Raw genomic sequence first — 18,205 nt, 5'->3', positions numbered from 1 at the left:
GAATAAGGAGGAATGCAGTATGTTCATACGTACCGATGATAAAATTACCGCTACACAAACAGCCATTTTCCTGAACAATACCTTGCTGGGCGCAGGTGTGCTCACACTGCCGCGCAGCGTGAGCAAGAGTGTCGGAACCCCGGACGGCTGGATCTCCACCCTGCTCGGCGGAGCTATTGTGATGCTGGCTGTACTTCTTATGGTGAAGATCAGCCAGCAATTTCCGGGAAAAACCGTCTTTCAGTACTCAAGGCTGCTGACCGGCCGGTTCATCGGCGGCCTTCTGTCCATGCTGTTAATCCTGTATTTCATCACTATCGCCGGCTTTGAGATCCGTACACTGGCCGAGGTTACCTTGTTTTTTCTGCTGGAGGGGACTCCGATCTGGGCTGTGATCCTTCCTTTTCTCTGGCTGAGCACCTACCTCGTGTACGGAGGCATCAATTCTATTGCCCGTGTCTACACCATTGTTTTTCCGATCAGCATTATGATTCTGCTCATCTCCTTCGTGCTCAGCCTGCGGATGTTCGATATCGATAATCTGCGTCCTGTACTCGGCGACGGATGGTCCCCCGTATTCGCAGGGCTCAAATCCACCGTGCTTGTATTCACCGGCTGTGAAGTGGCCATGACGCTTGTGGCATTCATGGATGACCCCAAAAAGGCTGTCAAAGCCATGGTTGGAGGCCTGGCCATCCTGCTGTCCATCTATTTTCTGACTATCATAATAGTGATCGGAGGCATCTCTATTGATTCCGCCATCTCCAGCACCTGGCCTACTATCGATCTACTGCGCAGCTTTGAGGTGCCGGGTTTTTTCTTCGAGCGTCTGGAATTCCCGTTCATGGTCATTTGGCTGATGCAGATGTTCTGCAACTTCAGCAGCTTCTTTTTCCAGTCCTCGCTGGGTCTCTCACAGATCTTCAAGCTTAAGGTTCACCCGGTTATCTATGCCCTGGTTCCGCTGCTGTTCATTTCGGCCATGCTGCCCAAATCCTTAGGCGATCTGTTCGCACTCGGAGATACCATAGGCAAGATGGGGTTGGGGCTGTTCCTGCTGGTGCCTGTCCTGCTCTCTATTGTCTGGCTTATCCGGGTGAAGGGGCTGAAGCAGCATGTATAGACGGATTCTGGTGGTGCTGTGCAGTCTGCTGATTCTTACCACACTGACCTCCTGCTGGAGCAGTAAAGAGATTGAGGATCTGGCCCTATACGCAGGGCTGGCTCTGGATATCGGAGAGTTCTCACCCACAGAACAGGAGCTGGAGGACAAAGGCGCTACTTATTACAAAAAGAATAAGATTACCGCCACTGTGCAGATGGTTCCGGCTAACTCCGTGGGCGGAGTAGATAAACAGGGCGGCGGCAGCAGCAGTAGTCCACCCTATATGAATGTAACCGGAACCGGAGATTCTGTGCTGGAGATTTTCCGTCAATATTCGATTCTGCGTGAACGGCCGATCATCGGCCATCACCTCAAGGTTATCGTAATCTCCAGTGAGCTGCTGAAGCAGCAAAGGATAAATCAGTTAATGGATTTCGTGCTTCGGGATAATGACATCCGCCCCAGCACAATGGTGTTCTTAAGCCAAGGCCGGGCAGCAGATACCATGGTCTCGAAGCAAAAAAATGAAATTCCTGCCTTTCACATCAGAGATATGCTGCGCAATCAGAAGAGAACCAGCAAGGTGCTGGACCCCGTTATTTTATCGAAAATGGATGCCAATATGTACTCCAAACGCAGTTATGCGCTGCAGAACCTGGTAACGGCGAATGGCGAGGTAGAATTCTCGGGAGCCGGAGTCATCAAGGGAGATACCGGGCACTGGGTGGGGGCGCTGAATCAGGAGGATACCGAATGTCTGACCTGGCTGACCAACGGGGGGCAAAGCGGGGTCATCAAGACCTACGACTGGAGCAATGAGCCGATCACCTATGAACTCAAGTCCATGAAGAGTAAAGTCACTGCCAAAGTAGACGGCGGCGAGCTGTCCTTCGATGTCAAGCTTACAACGGAAGGAAGGCTAAGCGAAACCTGGAACGTAGAGGAATATCCTGCTGCCACCCATCTTCCCCAAAAAGCAGAGAAGCTGTTCAAGAAGCGGCTGGAGCAGATGATGGAGAGCCTGTTTCACAAGCTGCAGTCCGATTACAAAGCAGATGCGGCCGGATTCTCCACCAGACTCAGTATTCAGGAGCCCGCCTTATGGAAGAAGCTGGAGGATCACTGGGATGAGGAGTTCAGCCGGACCCCTATTCATGTCACCGTTGATTTGAAGATTACGGACTTCGGCTCCTTCACTCAATAGAACTGAATCTGTATAAAAAAGCTGTCCCAGCCAGCCGTGTCTGATGAGCGGCCTTCGGGACAGCTTCTTTCTTGTCTTGACTTACTGTTTATCTGAGAGAATCAGCACGCCGCGGCCGGGAACCGGAGTGGAGCCGCTGAACGTCTCCCCGGTAAGCAGATCGGTCCGCTCGCCGGCACCGATATCCGCCCGAAGCTCCTCTGCTGAATGGTTCAGCAGGAACAGATAGGATACGCCGTCCTTCACACGCTGGACGGATTCGATGCCCTCCGGTGCGCTGACCAGCGGCGCAATGCCGTTATCCGCGCACAGGTTAGCGAGGAAGCCGCTAAGGAAGGCCGCATCCGGGCTTGTAGCCACATAATAGGCCTTGCCTGCACCGAAGCTGTTCACCGTTAGGGCAGGCATGCCTTTATAGAAATCCGCGCCATACTGAGCAAGCACCTCTGCGCCTTCGGGATGAATCAGGTCACAGAGCAGATCGCAGCCATATGAACGGTTAAGTGTTCCCCATTCCTTATTCATCACGATTTCATTGCTCATGCCCGGCAGCAGGGCGTCGATCTCCTCGGACCAGATCCCCAGCACCTTGCGCAGCTCTCCCGGATACCCGCCAACCGTAACCAGATCATTCTCATTAACGATCCCGCTGAAATACGTCGTAATGAAGGTGCCGCCTGCCTGAACGAAGGCTTCGACCTTCTCGGCGAAGCCCGGCTTCACCATATACAGTACCGGTGCAATGACAATCTTGTATTTCGACAGATCCTCTTCTACCCCGATCATATCCGCTTCGATGTTCTGCTGATATAGCGCGTCATAATACTTATGGACCTCGTCCACATATTTCAATGCAACGGACGGGCCGCTGGAGAGATCAAGCGCCCAGCGGTTCTCCCAGTCGTAGATAATCCCGATCTGCGCCGCACTGCGTGCATCCAGCAGCTCACTGCCCAGGCTCTCCAGCTCCCGGCCCAGCTCAGCGCATTCGCGGAATACACGGGTATGCTCATGCCCTACATGCTCAATGACCGCTCCGTGGTACTTCTCGCAAGCGCCGATGGACCGCCGCAGCTGGAAGAACAGCACGGTGTCGGCACCGCGCGCTACCGCCTGATAGCTCCAGAGGCGCATGACGCCGGGACGCTTCAGCGAATTGTACGGCTGCCAGTTCTGCTGGCTTGGCGTCTGCTCCATCAGCATGAACGGCTGGCCGTTCTTCAGGCCGCGCATCAGATCATGCGTCATCGCCGTATAGCTGACCGGGGTGTCCAGGGACGGATAGTTGTCCCAGGAGATGACATCCAGGTACTTGGCCCACTTGAAATAATCCAGCTCCGGGTAGAAGCCCATCAGGTTGGTCGTAACCGGAATATCCTTGCTGTGCGCCTTGATGGCTTCATATTCGAGGATGTAGCATTCCAGCAGGCTATCCGACATGAATCTGCGGTAGTCCAGAGAAATCCCCTGGAAGTTGGTCCGGTTGCCGCCCCACTCTTCACTGAGTTCATTCGGAACAACGATTTCCTCCCACTCATAGAAGGTATGGCCCCAGAACCGGGTATTCCAGGCTTTGTTGAGCGCATCAAGCGTTCCGTAACGGTCCTTCAGCCAGACGCGAAAAGCAGCCTCAGACTGCTCGGAGTAATCGTAGCCGCCATATTCATTGGAGATATGCCAGGCCACCAGGCCCGGATGATCCTTATAGCGCTCAGCCAGCTTACCGGCCAGCAGTGCTGCATATTTGCGGTAGACTGCGCTGTTCGGATTAGAGTTATGCCGCCCGCCGAATTTGCGCTTGCGGCCCTGGACATCAACCCGTGTCACTTCAGGATAGCGGTGAGCCATCCAGGCCGGATGTGCTCCTGTACCTGTTGCCAGACATACATATGTGCCGTTCTTATATAAGCGGTCGATTAACTCATCCAGACCCGTGAAATCGTACGTATCTTCAGACGGCTGAATCAGCGCCCAGGAGAACACATTGATGGTTGCCACGTCTATGCCCGCGAGCTTGAACATCCGCTCGTCCTCCGCCCAGACCGGGGCCTCCCATTGCTCCGGGTTATAATCTCCACCGTACCAGATCTTAGGTAACTTCTCGTTGATCACGCTACGCACATCCTTTATAGTATAAGTATATTCTTATTTTAATCTCTACGGCTATCGCTATAAATATAATATTAATGAATCTTAATATAATAATATGGAACAACAGGAGATGAACCGGAATGTCACTGGATGCCGTCCGCAGAATCGTATTCGCCCAGGAGAGCGGCCAGTTGCTCCCCATCACCCTCGACAGTATGGGTTATAACCCTGATCAGGAGCAAGTCTCCCGGCCGCAAGGCTATCACACCTATCACTGGCTGCAGACAGCGCATGGCAGCGGGATGATCCACTTCGACAACAAGAAGCTCACCCTCACCGAGGGCAGCGGCATCCTGCTGATGCCCGGTACTCCGCACCGCTATGAAGCGCTCTCCTCAGAGACTTGGCGCACCTATTATCTCACCTTCGGCGGGACCTCAGCCCGGCATATTCTGGATTCGCTCGGGATGAACACCAGCCTGTTCTACCGCTGGGAGAGCGGGGCGCCGCTGCGCTGGATGCTGAAGGAGATGCTGGACCGCCATGACGCTTCCAATGACATGTTCAGTCTGGGAGAGTCCAGCGATGCCTACAAGTTCCTGCTGACCCTGAACAAATACGGGCAGCTGCATAACAACACGGCGATCTCCCGCAATGTAGACAAGCTTCAGCCGCTGCTGAAATGGATGGACAGCCATTATGGCGATCCCGAGGTAGGCCTCAGTGATCTTGCTTCCCGGCTTGAGGTGTCCGGCAGATATCTGAACAGCCTGTTCCTGCAGACCTTCGGGCTGTCGCCCTATGCTTATTTTGTCCGGCTGCGCATCCGCAAGAGCAAGGAACTGCTGGTCGCGAAGCCCGAACTTACCGTCAAGGCCATCTCGCAGCTGGTCGGCTTCCGCGATGTCAGCCATTTCGTAGCCACCTTCCGCAAGCAATCGGCGGTGACGCCGGAGCAGTTCAGGAAGCTGCACTAGTAGAGCATCAACTTTGAAACTGTAAGAATGAACCTCAAGGGTGTTAAAGGCTGAGCATGAACATCGAGCTAGATATTGGGCTGATCCTGCACCCGTTACCGATTTCTGCTCTTACCTTCAAGTAGGTGATTGTATTTCCTGCAATAGAAAATGGATTACTGACCGTAAAATGAGATTCTATTGTATTTCATACAGTAGAATGTTGTGTTTTGGGTAAAAAATGGCCTGTTTTCAACATTCCATTGTACGGAATACACTAGATTCTATTTTAAAGCCTTTTTTACAGCATTCCATTGTACAAAATGCAGTTACTATCGTTCCAGCGCCTACAGCATCCGAATGACTACTGTGCGAATGAGACGCTGGCTCGTTAAGGTCCGGTAATGGTCTCATATTCACTCTGCTGAAGGACTCGGTGTAACGGACGGATGAACTCCTATTCTGGAAGGAAGCCACCTTTAGCAAGTAAAAAACCCCATGGAGGAAGAAATGGATTCGGTTCGTAGCGAACGCTCAGAGATAAATGTAGTCTATACAACTAAATCTGCCACAATGGGCCCAAATCCAATTATAGAGGCATTTTAGTTGTACCGAATACAGCTAAACAAAGATTCGGCAGCACATCCGGAGATTTAGTTGTACAGATTGCAATTAAGCCTACCCCTTGCACTATAACCAGGGCGCAGTAAGCCTTCAGCAAGCGCGATGGGTTAAAGTAATTCTCACACGTTTAAATCTGATACTGCACTAACCCCGCAACATACAAAGACGGATACCCTCCACCTAAGTGGGGTATCCGTCTTTTGCGGCATAAATATATGATCTTATCCTACGCTTATGCCTTCACTATGCCTGTTCCTCCATAGCCTCTCCACTGCCTTGCAGCATATCTGTACAAGTCACCGCTTCCGGCAGCCCTGCCTTCAGCTCTTCTATGAACTCCCGGAACGCGCTCGTCATATAGAGGTCGCGCCGCCGGATGAATACCGCCGGCACCTCTGCATACTGCTCGGGGAACGGATAGATCCGGATGCCCTCCGTGACATTCATCCGTGTGAAATAGGATAACGGCAGCACCGCGTAGCCGATCCCCGCCCTGACACAGCCGAGTAATCCCTCCATCGTCCCGAATTCCATCACCTTACCCAGCCGTCCGTCCTCTTCCGCCAGCCAGCTCTCCAGCTTGTTCCGGTACAGACATTCTGAATTCAGCATCAACAGGGTCTTGTCATGAACAGAGAGGATGCCCTGATAATCCATCGTATCGGGAATTACCAGCCCGATCCGTTCGTGGATGAGCAGTTCCTGGACAAGCTCCGGGTGCTCCACCGGCCCGTCCATAAAGGCCCCCTGGACTTGATGCTGCAGAACCGACTCGATCAGCTCCCCCGCCCGTCCGACCTGCAGATGCACCTCCACCTCCGGGTAGCATCTCCGGTAAGTGGACAGGATAGCAGGCAGCCGCACTGCCGCCGTCGTATCCGAGCCGATGGTAATCAAGCCCGTCGGCACCGGCGAATCCAGCACCGCCAGCTTGGCCTCATCCAGCAGATTAAGGATCTTGACCGTATACTCCATGAACGTACGGCCGGCCGAGGTCAAGGTGATTCCCCGGCTATGCCGGTAGAACAGCGGAGTCTTCAGCTCCTGCTCCAGCTGCTGGATTCTTGCGGTTACATTAGACTGCACATAGTTTAGGCTTTGGGCTGCCTTAGAGATACTTCCTTCTTCGGCAACCGCCAGAAACACTTTGAGAAGACCCGTATCCACCCCGTATCGCTCCCCCCCGGATCACCCATCAGCCGCAGTGATGGCCTCCATCATTTCCCTTCATTATACATGATCCGGTCCACCGTTTATGATGGAAATATAACAGGGACGCGAGACCCCAACTGACAAATTTCTAGGAGTGAGCGCAGTGGACAACAAAAAGTGGAAGTTCCGGCTGCCCGGTAACCCGGATGGCCTAGAAATAGCGATCGGTACAAGTGAAATCAGAACTGTCCATGACCTCTTAAGCCGGTTCCGCCAAGAGGAGCTTATGGCGGCACAAAAGCAGCAGGCCGAAAGACGGAAGCCACAGCTGAAAGCTCCTGTGGACTCCCTGGCCTCCCGTCTGCCGGAGAAGAGACGTCACCCTACTGCCTGACTCCAGCTTCCGGCCGGCCACTGCTTACAGCTTGCAGGATCTGAACAGCAAACGGCGGAAGCATGACGCTTCCAGTCTCCAGATTGCCGGTTAGCGCGCTGCGGTAGTGCTTCTCCAGCCGGATGCTCTGAGCCGTCCGGCTGAGGTTCAGCAGGAACAGCAGCTCCCGGTTCTCTCCTGTGCGCTTGAAGGCCTGAACGCCCTCCGGTAATTCCACGAACTGCTCAATATCTGCATCCAGAGCGATGTCACCCAAAAGCTTCAGCCAATAATCCTCCCCGGGATCGGTTCCGATATAATATACCTTGCCCGCCCCGAAGCGGTTCACTGTAGCCGCAGGAACTCCGGCATAGTAATCATCTTCATACCAAGCGATCGGCTCCGCTCCCTCCAGACGAAGAATGTCACACCAATGACTGCATGCATACAGATTCCCTTCAGCATCACGGAGCGTATGAACCTCGTCTCCAACCGGATCATATTCCTCCACCGTTATGCCGGCCGCACGCGAGAACAGCCCGGGAAGAGGCTGCATTACACAGATATTATTCATGTTCTTCACACCGCTGCGGCTCATCAGAATGACTGTACCGCCGCCTTCCGCAAAGGCTTCCAGCGCCTGAGCCGCCTCTTCGTCATGCAGGTACAGGCTAGGGACTATAACCAGCTTGTAGCCCTCCAGCGGCTGGCGCCAGTCCACCACATCACAACTGATGCCCCGCTTGGTTAACGCCCGGTGATATTGCTTGATGTTATCATAATAGTCCAGCCCCTCCGCCTGGGGCTGAATCCGCAGCGCAGCCAGCTGCTCATGCGAATACAGGATAGCTGTCTGGCTGATGACCCCGGTCCCTTCCAGCAGCGGAGCCAGAGCATTCACCTCACTGCACAGCTGCCCGAATTCGGCAAATCTCCGCCCGGGCACATTGCTGTGGTCGATGAGGCCGTGCCAGAACTGCTCTGCTCCGGCAGCTGCGCTCCTCCAGCGGAAATGCACCACGGTATCCGCACCTCTGGCAATCGCCTGCCAGGCGTATGCACGGATCAGTCCGGGATACGGAGTACGCCACATCGGGAACCAGCAGCCGGGAGGACCGCTAAGCTGCTCCATGATCCAGAAGCCCCGGCGTTTAATTCCGCGGGTCAGATCCAGGGATAAGGCCCCGCTGTATGGTGCAGTGGCCTGTTTCTTAGGCGAAGGATTCGGATAATAATCGAAGGCCGCCACATCCAGCTCCTCAGCCAGCCCGTGCATGTCCAGCCGCTGCGGATAACTGTGAAAGTTATGGGTGATGAAGTGATGTGGGCACATAGCCCGCAGCACATCGATCTGCGACTTCTGGAAGGCAATCACTGAATCCCATTGGAACCGCTGGAAGTCCAGCAGCAGTGAAGGGTTCTGATAAGGTGAGGCGCCATAAGGAACCGTCAGTTCACTCCAGCTGCTGTAGCTTCCGCTCCAGACCACGGTTCCCCACTCCGAATTAAGCCGCTCCAGCGTCCCGTACTTCTGCTGAACCCAGTCCCGGAACGCCAGGTTGCAGCTGTCGCAATGACAATCCAGCATACTGAATTCATTATCCGTCTGCCAGCCGATAACCGCAGGGTGGCTGCTGTAACGGCGGGCAAGCGCCTCAATAATCCGGCGGCCATATTTCCGCAGCGAATTGCTGTTATAGCAGCGGTGACCGCGCACACCGGGATAGAATACGCTTCCATCTCCGAATACAGGCAGCACATCGGGGTAAGCACCCGTCAGCCAGCGCGGCACGGTCGCTGTCGGCGTCCCGATCACAATCCGGATACCGTAAGTATGGAACAGCTCCAGCGCACGGTCCAACCAGGCGAAATCAAAGATCCCCTCCGCCGGTTCCAGCCGGCTCCAGGCAAATTCCGCTACCCGGACAACCTTGACCCCGGTTTCCTTCATTAACTTGATATCCTTCTCCCACATGGACTCGTCCCAATGCTCAGGATAATAGTCGACACCGATTTGCACGTTGCTGTAATGATTCCGCTCCCGAATTGTGCCCAGCTCCCTCTTATCGTAATGTACAAGACTCTGTTTCGAGTATACCTCAAGCACCTGTTAGCCCGAAACCCGAAAGGACGCCCCGCCTCACCTCATTCACTGAGATGGGCATGAGCGTCCCGGCCAATCCACTTTATCCAAGCTGTTCCCTCTGGGGACTCTTTTTATAAGCTTGCTGTTACTCCACCAGTCCAGGGATTTCAGATTATTTCTTCAGCTTATCCCAGGCAGCCTGCATGCCCTTCTCCCAGCCGGCTTCATCCACCTTGCCGGCAATCAATTCTTGAATGGAGCTGGCGAATTCCTGTGTAACACCATCAGGGAATTTGGACGCCTGCAGTCCGTAGACCTTGTCTTCTTTTACATAATTCCAGACATCCGCACCCAGCAGACCGATATCCTCAGGGGTTGCCGGAATGGTGGACAGCGCAGGAATGAACTTCCATTTCTTCACGATATACTCTTTCCCCATATCCGAAGTCACCAGCCAGTTCAGGAACGTCTTGGCTTCTTCCTTGGAGCCGGATTCCTTGTTGACTACCAGGTTCGCAGGAACGCCCACCGACAGCTTATCGTTCATCGCAGCATCGTCGTTGATGGGCATCGGGAACATCCCGATGTTCATGTCCGGCGTAATGTTATCTACCAGCGTCTGTGCCCAGTTGCCTTCCTGCATCATAGCCGTTTCACCCTTGGCGAACAGTGCCAGGTGAGTGTTAGCATCGGTGGTCAGCGGATTCTTCTGGCCGTATTTTACCGTCAGGTTCAGCAGGTTGCTCCAATCCTTGAACTTCTCATTCCCTACAATGGATGCAGTTCCGTCGTTCAGGCCCTTGATGAATTCATCCACATTATCCTGCTGTGCAAAAGCTACGCTAATCCCCTGAATCCCCAGCAGCCACCATTCCTGATAGGCGTTGCCGAATGGAGTTACACCAATCGCCTGCAGCTTTTTAGCTGCTTCTTCAAGCTGTGAAATGGTTTTTGGCGTCTCTGTAATGCCGGCCTTGGCGAACAGGTCCTTGTTGTACACATAACCGATTCCTTCGAGGTTCATTGGCATCCCGTAGGTTTTGCCGTCCTTGGTCATAGGCTCTGCTGCAAGTGGAATCAGATCCTTCACCCAAGGCTGGTCGGACAGGTCTTCGAGTTTGTCCTGCCACAGTGCCATTTCCGCATAACCGCCATTGGAGAAAATATCAGGAGCATCGCCGGAAGCGAATTTGGTCTTCAGCGCAGCACCATAGTCAGCGCCGCCGCCGACCGTCTGGATATCCAGCTTGATGTTAGGATGCTCCTTCTCGAATTCCACCTTCAGCTCATTCAGGCCTTCCACGATCTCCGTCTTGAACTGGAAAATCTTAACCGTCTTCACAGCGCCGCTGTTGCCAGCGCTTCCATTAGAAGCATTATTTGAGGCAGGCTTATCGGCATTGCCGCCGCAAGCCGCGAGCACTACTGACATTAGCATTACGGATGACATCATCAGTGCAGAATGTTTCTTCTTCATTTCATATTTCCCCCTTGAATAATTTAACTGCTTCTTATGTGGAACGGGAGCCCGGTGAATTAACCCTTCACCGAGCCAGCCGCTATTCCCTCAACAATGTAACGCTGCATGAACAGATAGAAGATGACGATCGGGGCAATCCCGATGGTCAGGGCCGGAAGTGCCATATCCCACTGCTTCGTATACTGGCCGAAGAAGGAGAAGGTCGCCAGCGGAATCGTCCGCAGTCCGGGTGCCTGAAGAATCAGGGACGGCAGCAGATAGTCATTCCAGATCCCCAGGGCATTCAGCACGATAATGGTCATCAGCATCGGCTTCAAGAGAGGCAATACAATCCGGAAGAACGCCGAGATCGGGTTACAGCCATCCACCGTGGCCGCCTCTTCAATCTCCAGCGGCACGGACTTGATGAAGCCGTGGAACAGGAAGATCGCCATCGGAATGCTGAGGCCCAGATGGGAGATAATGAGACCTGTGAAGGAGTTGTTAATGCCCAAGACATTCACAACCTTCAGGATCGGAATCATAATCGTCTGGAACGGAACCACCATCGCCGCTACCATCAGCAGCAGTAGAATCTGGTTGAACCGGTTATTGGCACGCACCATGCGGTACGCCGCCATCGCGCTGAACAGCGAGATAAGCGCTACACTGATGATCGTAATGATCAGCGAGTTGCGGAAGGCCTCGGAGAACCGGGCCAGCTTCCAGGCATTCGTATAGTTCGACCACATGAAGGTCTGCGGCCAGCTTGCCGCATCACTCAGAATCTCGCCGAAGGATTTCACCGAGTTCGCCAGCAGGAAGTAGAACGGTGAGAGGAACAGAAGCGCCAGAAGGATCATAACCACTTCAATGCCGATATTCCATCTGCTTTTGGTCTTGGCATTCATTAAGCTTCTACCTCCTTACTCTTCGTTATACGGACCTGAATGACAGTGATCAGCGCTACAATGAGGAAGAATAACAGCGCCTTAGCCGTACCCAGACCATAACGGTTATTCAGGAAGGCTTCGTTATAAATGTTCATTGCTACAGATTCTGTAGATTTGAACGGTCCGCCTTTGGTCAGCGAGAGGTTCAGGTCGAACATCTTGAAGGACCAGGAGATCGCCAGGAACAGCCCGATCGTAACCGCAGGCATAATCAGCGGCAAGATGATGTTGCGCAGCACCTGCATCCGGGAGGCGCCGTCAATCTCGGCAGCTTCAAGCACTTCCTTGGAGACGTTGCTGAGCGAAGCGATGTAGATAACCATCAGATAACCCGAGGACTGCCAGATGAAGACCATGACAATCGCCCAGAAGCCGGTGGTCGCATCCCCGAGCCAGGGAAGGTTGAAGAAGGACAGGCCCGTAAGATCGCCCATCGTGGAGAAGCCTTTGATGAAGATGAACTGCCAGATGAACCCTAGCAGCAGGCCCCCGATCACATTCGGCATGAAAAAAATGGTCCGGAGCATATTGCGTGTCTTCAAAGGTTTGGTCAACAGATAGGCCAGGAAGAAGCCTACTATGTTAGTCAAGATTACACCCAGCACGGTGAATCTCACGGTAAACCAGAAGGATGACCAGAAGTCGTGATCATTCGTAAAAATACTTTTAAAATTCTCAAAGCCGACCCAGCTTACATTACCGGATACGCCGTTCCAGTCCGTGAAAGAGTAGTACATCCCCATCAAAAACGGAATAATCATGATCAAGGTAAAAAACAATAATGCCGGGCCAACGAAAAATACCTGCTGACCGAATTGGGACAATTTATTGCTGCGCATGTTATGGCCCCCCTTTCTTTTACTCACTCACTTGTTTATGATCTAAAGATATTATCTGTTTTTTGCAGAGCCTCTTACACCTACGCAAGTGATCTTTAGGGTGTAAAATATTGACCTGGATGTGACCGCCCCATGAAATGGACCAGTATCCGCACGAAGCTGATCGTCTTCCTGCTTGTGCCCACCTTAATCTGCATTATGGCAACGATGTATGTCAGCTATTCCCACACCACCAAGTCGCTGCGGGACCGGGCGGTCGATGAGAACAAGAATCTGCTCTATCAGGGCTACAAGAACATTAACAGTCTGCTGCAGGAGATCAACCGTCTGTCGCTGAACGTGTATTCGGACGGCGATTTCTACCGGCTGCTTGAAGCAGGGTATGACGATCTGTCCTCCGATATTGCTATCTATAACTCGCTCAGCTATATCTCCACCTCGCTGCCCCACCTCTCACAGGTGTACTTATACAGTGTGAAAGACTCGAAGGCTACGCTGATTACCGACAACACAACACCCAAGCGCTGGCTGGCTGCTGCACCCTACCACCAGTCCAGTCTGAGCGGAAGCTCTCCGGTAAGCGTGCAGAGTACACATCTAAGCAATGCTTACGGGCTGAGGCTGCCGTTAACACAGTTCATACCGGAGCCGGTCTTTACCCTGCACCGCAGAATTGAGCGTGTCCCTACTTCTCAGGCGTTAGGCTATCTGTCTATTGATGTCAAGCTGGCTGCCCTCAGTGAGATTGTAGACCAGCTGTATGAGCAGGATCAGGAGAAGCTTTATCTGGTGGATAGCAGCGGCAGGCTGGTCTACAGTCAGACTACCGGGCTGCTCGGCAAACCGCTGAATGCCGGTTGGTATAACACTCAGATTGCGGACAGCACGCAGGTGCAGGGTTATTTTGAACAGGACAGATCTGTATTCATCTATCAAAAGATCGACAGCATCGGCCTCGGCTGGACGCTCGTCAAGCAAATACCTGTCTCCTACCTGTTCCGCGAAGCCAAGGAGGCTGCCGCGATCAACCTGCTGCTGCTGGCGCTGCTGCTGGTGACGATCATTGTTCTGACGATCCTCGTCTCCTTCCGGATTACCGCGCCGATCAAGCAGCTGACCCGGTATATGAATCAGGTCCAGACCGGGAATCTGGGCATTGAGATCCGCCCGGCAGGCAACGATGAGATCGGTGTGGTCACCGAGCATTTCCGCAGTATGATGGACACGATCAACAATCTGATCCTGCGGGAGTACAGGCTGGAGCTGGCGAGCCGGACCAATGAGCTGAGGGCGCTCCAGTCCCAGATTAATCCGCATTTTCTGAACAATACTCTCCAGATTATCGGCACGCTGGCTCTGGAGCTGAAGGTGCCGCAGATCTACGGCCTGCTCTCGGCTCTGGCCAAAATGATGCGCTACAGCATGTACAATGATGAGAAGGTGGTGACGGTCCAGAATGAGCTGGACCATGTCAAAGCGTATATCCAGCTGCAGAAGGAGCGTTTTGAGAACAAGTTCAGCTTCCGCTGTGAAGTGGAGGAGCCGCTGCCTCAGGCGCTGATGCCCAAAATGATTCTCCAGCCGATTGTGGAGAATTACTTCAAGCACGGCTTTCAGCTTGACCGGCAGGATGGATACATTGAGATTAACGTGGCCGGGGTAACCCCGGAGCGGATGGAGATCAGCATCGCCAACAATGGCCTCCCCATTCCGGCAGGCAGGCTGGAGGCGCTGCGCAAAGAGCTGGAGCAGTCCAGCACCGCTGAAGAACGGGAGCTGCTGCAGAACGCCGGACAGGACAGCCCTAGCAGACGCGATGCTCCGGGCGCGGGCATCGGCCTCGGGAATGTGCTGGCCAGGCTGCGGCTGGTCTGCGGGGAGAATGCCCTGTTGACCGTGGATAATCTGAAGGCAGGCGGAGTAATTATCCGCCTTGAAATCGATATCGTAGTGGAGAGTGAGCGGATATGAAGGCACTGATTGTAGATGACGAAGCGAGAGTCCGGAAGGCCGTCCGGCTGCTGGTGGACTGGGAAGCGCATCAGATTGAGGAGATTCTGGAGGCCGGTAACGGCAATGAAGCCATCGGTCTGATCCGCCAGGAGAAGCCTGCGCTGGTCATAATGGATATGATGATGGAGTCCGGGAACGGCCTGGAGCTGATGACCTGGGTAGATGAATTCGCAGGCAGCACCAAGTTCATTGTGGTCAGCGGGCATAATGATTTCGACTTCGTCCGCCAGACCGTCCGTCATGGCGGCATCGATTATATCCTGAAGCCAATTGAGCCGGATATGATTAACAGCGCGGTGTCGAGGGCGGTAACCGCCTGGCGGGCCGAGGAGGCAGAACGCAGCCACCGCCAGCACCAGAGCCTCAGGCTGAATGAGATTAAGCCGATCTTCGGGGAGAAGCTGCTGTCCGCGTTGATCGATGACAGGGTGAATGCCGAAGCCTCGCTGCGCCGCCTGATCCATGACGGCATCCTTCCGCCGGACATCCGGACCTCGCGCCTGCTCCTTGTCCAGACGGACAGCGGCAACAATCCGCTGCTGCGGCGCTTCGGCGGCGACAGCGAGCTGCTCTACTATGCCATTGTGAACATCTGCAACGAATTTCTGCAGCAGCAGGGCACGGGCATCGCGTTCCGCTATTGGGGCGGGCCGCCGGAGATTGCCATCCTGCTCTGGGAGCCGCATGAGTCCGTCACTTCGCTGATTAGCCGGATGAATCAGGGCATCTTCCTGACGCTGCAGTTCCGCATGCATTTCGGAATCAGCGCGCCGGGCGCCTTCCCCGCGCACCTGCCGGCAGGACGCGCCGAAGCCGCCGAAGCCCTGCTGCGGCGGAATCTATTGCGGCATGAGGATTACTGCCATTTTGCGGGAGCGGATGCGGTGACAGGCGGGAAGCAGCGCGATAAGCGGGAAACCACAGTCCCGCTGAGCTTCGCCGATGTCCAGGAAGACTGGCGGATGGCGGTCATCAGCGGAACACCCGAGGCCCTGACCGCTGCGGCACAGCACTGGACCCAGGAGCTGAGCCGCCGGGGAGTAGTTACCCCGCAGATGCTGAACGACTGGAAGGCCGATGCGCTGCTGCTGCGTTCCCGTCTGGTCCGGAAAGCGCTTGGCAACCGGGCGGGTAACGTACTGGCTGAGCTTGAGCAAGGCGACCAGCAGAATCCCTCTCCGCAGCCAAGCGGCTATTCCTTCTCCTTGTTCGCCTGGCGCGACTGGTCTCTGGCATTCATGCAGCAGTTATCCCGGGCGCTCGCGGACAGACAGCAGAAAGAACGGAACCCGATGACGGAGATCGTAAAATACATCGAGCAGAACTACCCGTCAGACCTCTCCCTTCAGGAGGTGGCGGGCAAATTCCAGGTCAGCCGCGAGTATGTCTCACGCCGGTTCAAGCAGGAATACGGCATCAACTTCTCCGACTACATCGTCAGCGTCCGCATCGAGAAGGCCAAGCTGCTGATGCAGAATCCGGGCCTCAAGCTGGCCCAGATCTCGGAAATGGTCGGGTTCCACGATGTCAAATACTTCAGCAAGGTCTTCAAGAAGCACACCGGCCACTCGCCGAAGGACTACCGGGATCAGGCGGAGCATTAAGCTCCGTCTGGGTGGGGGTACATTGGTGCCCTGGTGCTACGGTCGCTATCGTACGGGCATGGATGAACAATTCCCCTACCCGCTACTCCCGCCCAACGGCCAACTAACTCTTGAACGTTCACCGCCTGAGCTCGGCCAACAATTGGATAAATGCAGCTTATTTCCTCAATTCCCGCCGAATAGACTGAAGCAATTGGATTAACAGCATCTATTACCGCCAAATACGCCGCCCCAGGTGGAATCAGGCAGATTTAAGTGCTGGTTTTCCAACTGCTGTCCCGAAAGGTTGCAATCACGCATCAGCAAGTGGACAAAATCCAACTACTCTCTCACCCTGTATTCCAGTTACTCCGCACCAGCTCTCACTTCCCCCGACACTCCTGCCGCCACACACTCCAGTACACACACGTATCCTATCCAACAAATATCGAATTTTCACAAACAAACATTTAACTCCACGCAATAGCTTAAAAGGCAGATCGGTCAGGATACCGATGGCCGTCCACCGTACCACGCCAGAAAAGCATCCGCCACCGCCTTGCCCGCCGCACCGTTCGGATGCGGGTCGAACTCATCGCTCATGTACTCTGGCTTGATCCGGTGATCTGCGGGAGCCGCAACGGAGAGGACGGCGGCGATGTCGAATACGCGGTCTACCCCGGCCAACGGGCTTGTACGGATGCAATCATTCACTTTGCGCCAATAGGTTTCCCGCTCCCCCTCGAAGTTGAACGGTGGCACCGTACTAAGAATTACCTTTGCCTCCGGCTGTGCTTCCTTGATGCTGGAGATAATGTGTGCGAGGTCCCCCAGCAATTCATCTGCCGAGCGTTGGCCGATATCCAGATCGTTCACCCCCAGCACGATCAGCACCTCATCCCCCTGCTGCGCCTTATGCAGCCAGGGACCGTCCGTGGCGACATCGTAAGCCCGGCCCCAGCCGGAGCCGATATTCCACACTCCATGCTCTGTTCCCAGCCCTTCCGCAATTCTTGCCGCCCAGTGTGTGTATTGATCCTTGGCCGTCCGTACCCCCTGCGTGATCGAGTCGCCCAGGAATACCAGCCTCTTCGCCACTTGTTTCTTGTAGCCCAGGTAGCTCGGAAGCACCTGCAACTTATCCGATGCGCTGAACCCGGCAGCCGACTCCTGGGCCGCTAACGTGCCCTGTGCATCATAGCCGGAGACCAGCATTCCTTCTACATTGTAGGGGAAGGACTTGCCTGCACCAGCCGTCTTCAAGGTCCAGGTGAAGGCCAGCAAGTGCCCCTCCGGCAGCTCCAGAAGTGCTTCGTCGCTCCAGAACTGCTCACCCGGCTCCACGCGCCGCGACCGTTCGCCGCCGAAGGTAACCGGCACCTGCGAGCCCGGCACTACGCTGCCGTCCGGAGCAGCTCCTCCGTCGGCGACATATGCCGCGTCGATGCTCCACTCGCCCCCCGGTTCACTGGCAATGGCATCCGCGCCCAGGTCCCAGGTCGAATCCACTGCATTGCTGTGCCAGAACTTCAGCATCAGCCTGCCGTTCTCCCGCAGCCGGATATAGGTGCGGTACGTATGGGTGAACGGTTCCGCCGCATTCATAATATAGTTAGCGGCTGTAGACAGCGCCGTGGCCGAGCTGAACTCCGGCTGGCTCAGTACTCCGTTTGGACTGTTCTCAAGATTGTTCATAGTCATCAACTCCTTCTTTATTCTGATGTTGCTTCTCTGGCTGATGGGTGGTGGGTAGGGCGGCTGGTGCTG

The 18,205-nt window shown here is 54.6% G+C and carries 13 protein-coding genes; 6 read left to right on the top strand and 7 right to left on the bottom strand.

The genetic code is table 11. The features are described 5' to 3' along the window. Positions 1–19 precede the first annotated feature (19 nt). Positions 20–1,123, top strand: a complete 1,104-nt coding sequence (locus NSS83_RS24470) for a GerAB/ArcD/ProY family transporter (RefSeq protein WP_341346690.1) — start codon at positions 20–22, stop codon at positions 1,121–1,123. Further along, the gene (locus NSS83_RS24465; protein ID WP_341346689.1) at positions 1,116–2,309 is read left to right on the top strand and encodes a Ger(x)C family spore germination protein; all 1,194 of its coding nucleotides are present in this window, start codon (positions 1,116–1,118) and stop codon (positions 2,307–2,309) included. The genes NSS83_RS24470 and NSS83_RS24465 overlap by 8 nt, the downstream gene beginning before the upstream one ends. Before the next feature lie 81 nt (positions 2,310–2,390). On the opposite strand, the gene NSS83_RS24460 is transcribed toward NSS83_RS24465, so the two are convergent. Further along, positions 2,391–4,421, bottom strand: a complete 2,031-nt coding sequence (locus NSS83_RS24460; RefSeq protein WP_341346688.1) for a beta-galactosidase — start codon at positions 4,419–4,421, stop codon at positions 2,391–2,393. A gap of 119 nt (positions 4,422–4,540) precedes the next feature. Between NSS83_RS24460 and NSS83_RS24455 the strand changes: the two genes are divergently transcribed. Then, positions 4,541–5,377, top strand: coding sequence for an AraC family transcriptional regulator (locus tag NSS83_RS24455; protein WP_341346687.1), 837 nt, complete (start codon positions 4,541–4,543; stop codon positions 5,375–5,377). A gap of 846 nt (positions 5,378–6,223) precedes the next feature. On the opposite strand, the gene NSS83_RS24450 is transcribed toward NSS83_RS24455, so the two are convergent. Then, positions 6,224–7,147, bottom strand: a complete 924-nt coding sequence (locus tag NSS83_RS24450; RefSeq protein WP_341346686.1) for a LysR family transcriptional regulator — start codon at positions 7,145–7,147, stop codon at positions 6,224–6,226. A 148-nt stretch (positions 7,148–7,295) separates the two neighbouring features. Between NSS83_RS24450 and NSS83_RS24445 the strand changes: the two genes are divergently transcribed. Next, complete coding sequence (locus NSS83_RS24445) at positions 7,296–7,526, top strand: hypothetical protein (protein WP_341346685.1); 231 nt, start codon at positions 7,296–7,298, stop codon at positions 7,524–7,526. On the opposite strand, the gene NSS83_RS24440 is transcribed toward NSS83_RS24445, so the two are convergent. The 4 genes from NSS83_RS24440 to NSS83_RS24425 all read right to left on the bottom strand — a co-directional run bounded on the left by NSS83_RS24440 (position 7,516) and on the right by NSS83_RS24425 (position 12,842). Next, positions 7,516–9,612 (bottom strand): beta-galactosidase, encoded by a 2,097-nt coding sequence (locus tag NSS83_RS24440; protein ID WP_341346684.1) that lies wholly within the window; start codon positions 9,610–9,612, stop codon positions 7,516–7,518. The genes NSS83_RS24445 and NSS83_RS24440 overlap by 11 nt on opposite strands. A gap of 151 nt (positions 9,613–9,763) precedes the next feature. Further along, positions 9,764–11,068: an extracellular solute-binding protein gene (locus NSS83_RS24435; RefSeq protein ID WP_341346683.1), complete on the bottom strand. Its 1,305-nt coding sequence runs from the start codon at positions 11,066–11,068 to the stop codon at positions 9,764–9,766. A 59-nt stretch (positions 11,069–11,127) separates the two neighbouring features. Further along, positions 11,128–11,961 (bottom strand): carbohydrate ABC transporter permease, encoded by an 834-nt coding sequence (locus NSS83_RS24430; protein ID WP_341346682.1) that lies wholly within the window; start codon positions 11,959–11,961, stop codon positions 11,128–11,130. After that, entirely contained in the window at positions 11,961–12,842 is an 882-nt protein-coding gene (locus tag NSS83_RS24425; RefSeq protein ID WP_341346681.1) for a sugar ABC transporter permease, read from the bottom strand. Before NSS83_RS24425 ends, NSS83_RS24430 begins: the two co-directional genes overlap by 1 nt. 132 nt (positions 12,843–12,974) lie before the next feature. Between NSS83_RS24425 and NSS83_RS24420 the strand changes: the two genes are divergently transcribed. Then, on the top strand, positions 12,975–14,813 hold the full coding sequence (locus NSS83_RS24420) for a histidine kinase (protein WP_341346680.1): 1,839 nt from the start codon (positions 12,975–12,977) through the stop codon (positions 14,811–14,813). Then, positions 14,810–16,459 (top strand): helix-turn-helix domain-containing protein, encoded by a 1,650-nt coding sequence (locus NSS83_RS24415; protein WP_341346679.1) that lies wholly within the window; start codon positions 14,810–14,812, stop codon positions 16,457–16,459. The genes NSS83_RS24420 and NSS83_RS24415 overlap by 4 nt, the downstream gene beginning before the upstream one ends. A gap of 483 nt (positions 16,460–16,942) precedes the next feature. Here the strand turns inward: NSS83_RS24415 and NSS83_RS24410 are convergent, their stop codons facing one another. Then, positions 16,943–18,133: a GDSL-type esterase/lipase family protein gene (locus NSS83_RS24410; protein WP_341187017.1), complete on the bottom strand. Its 1,191-nt coding sequence runs from the start codon at positions 18,131–18,133 to the stop codon at positions 16,943–16,945. Between the last annotated feature and the right edge of the window lie 72 nt (positions 18,134–18,205).

Origin of the sequence: Paenibacillus sp. FSL H3-0469, from assembly GCF_038051945.1 — a bacterium.
GTDB lineage: Bacteria > Bacillota > Bacilli > Paenibacillales > Paenibacillaceae > Paenibacillus_AQ.
This window is presented reverse-complemented; position numbering and strand designations above follow the sequence as displayed.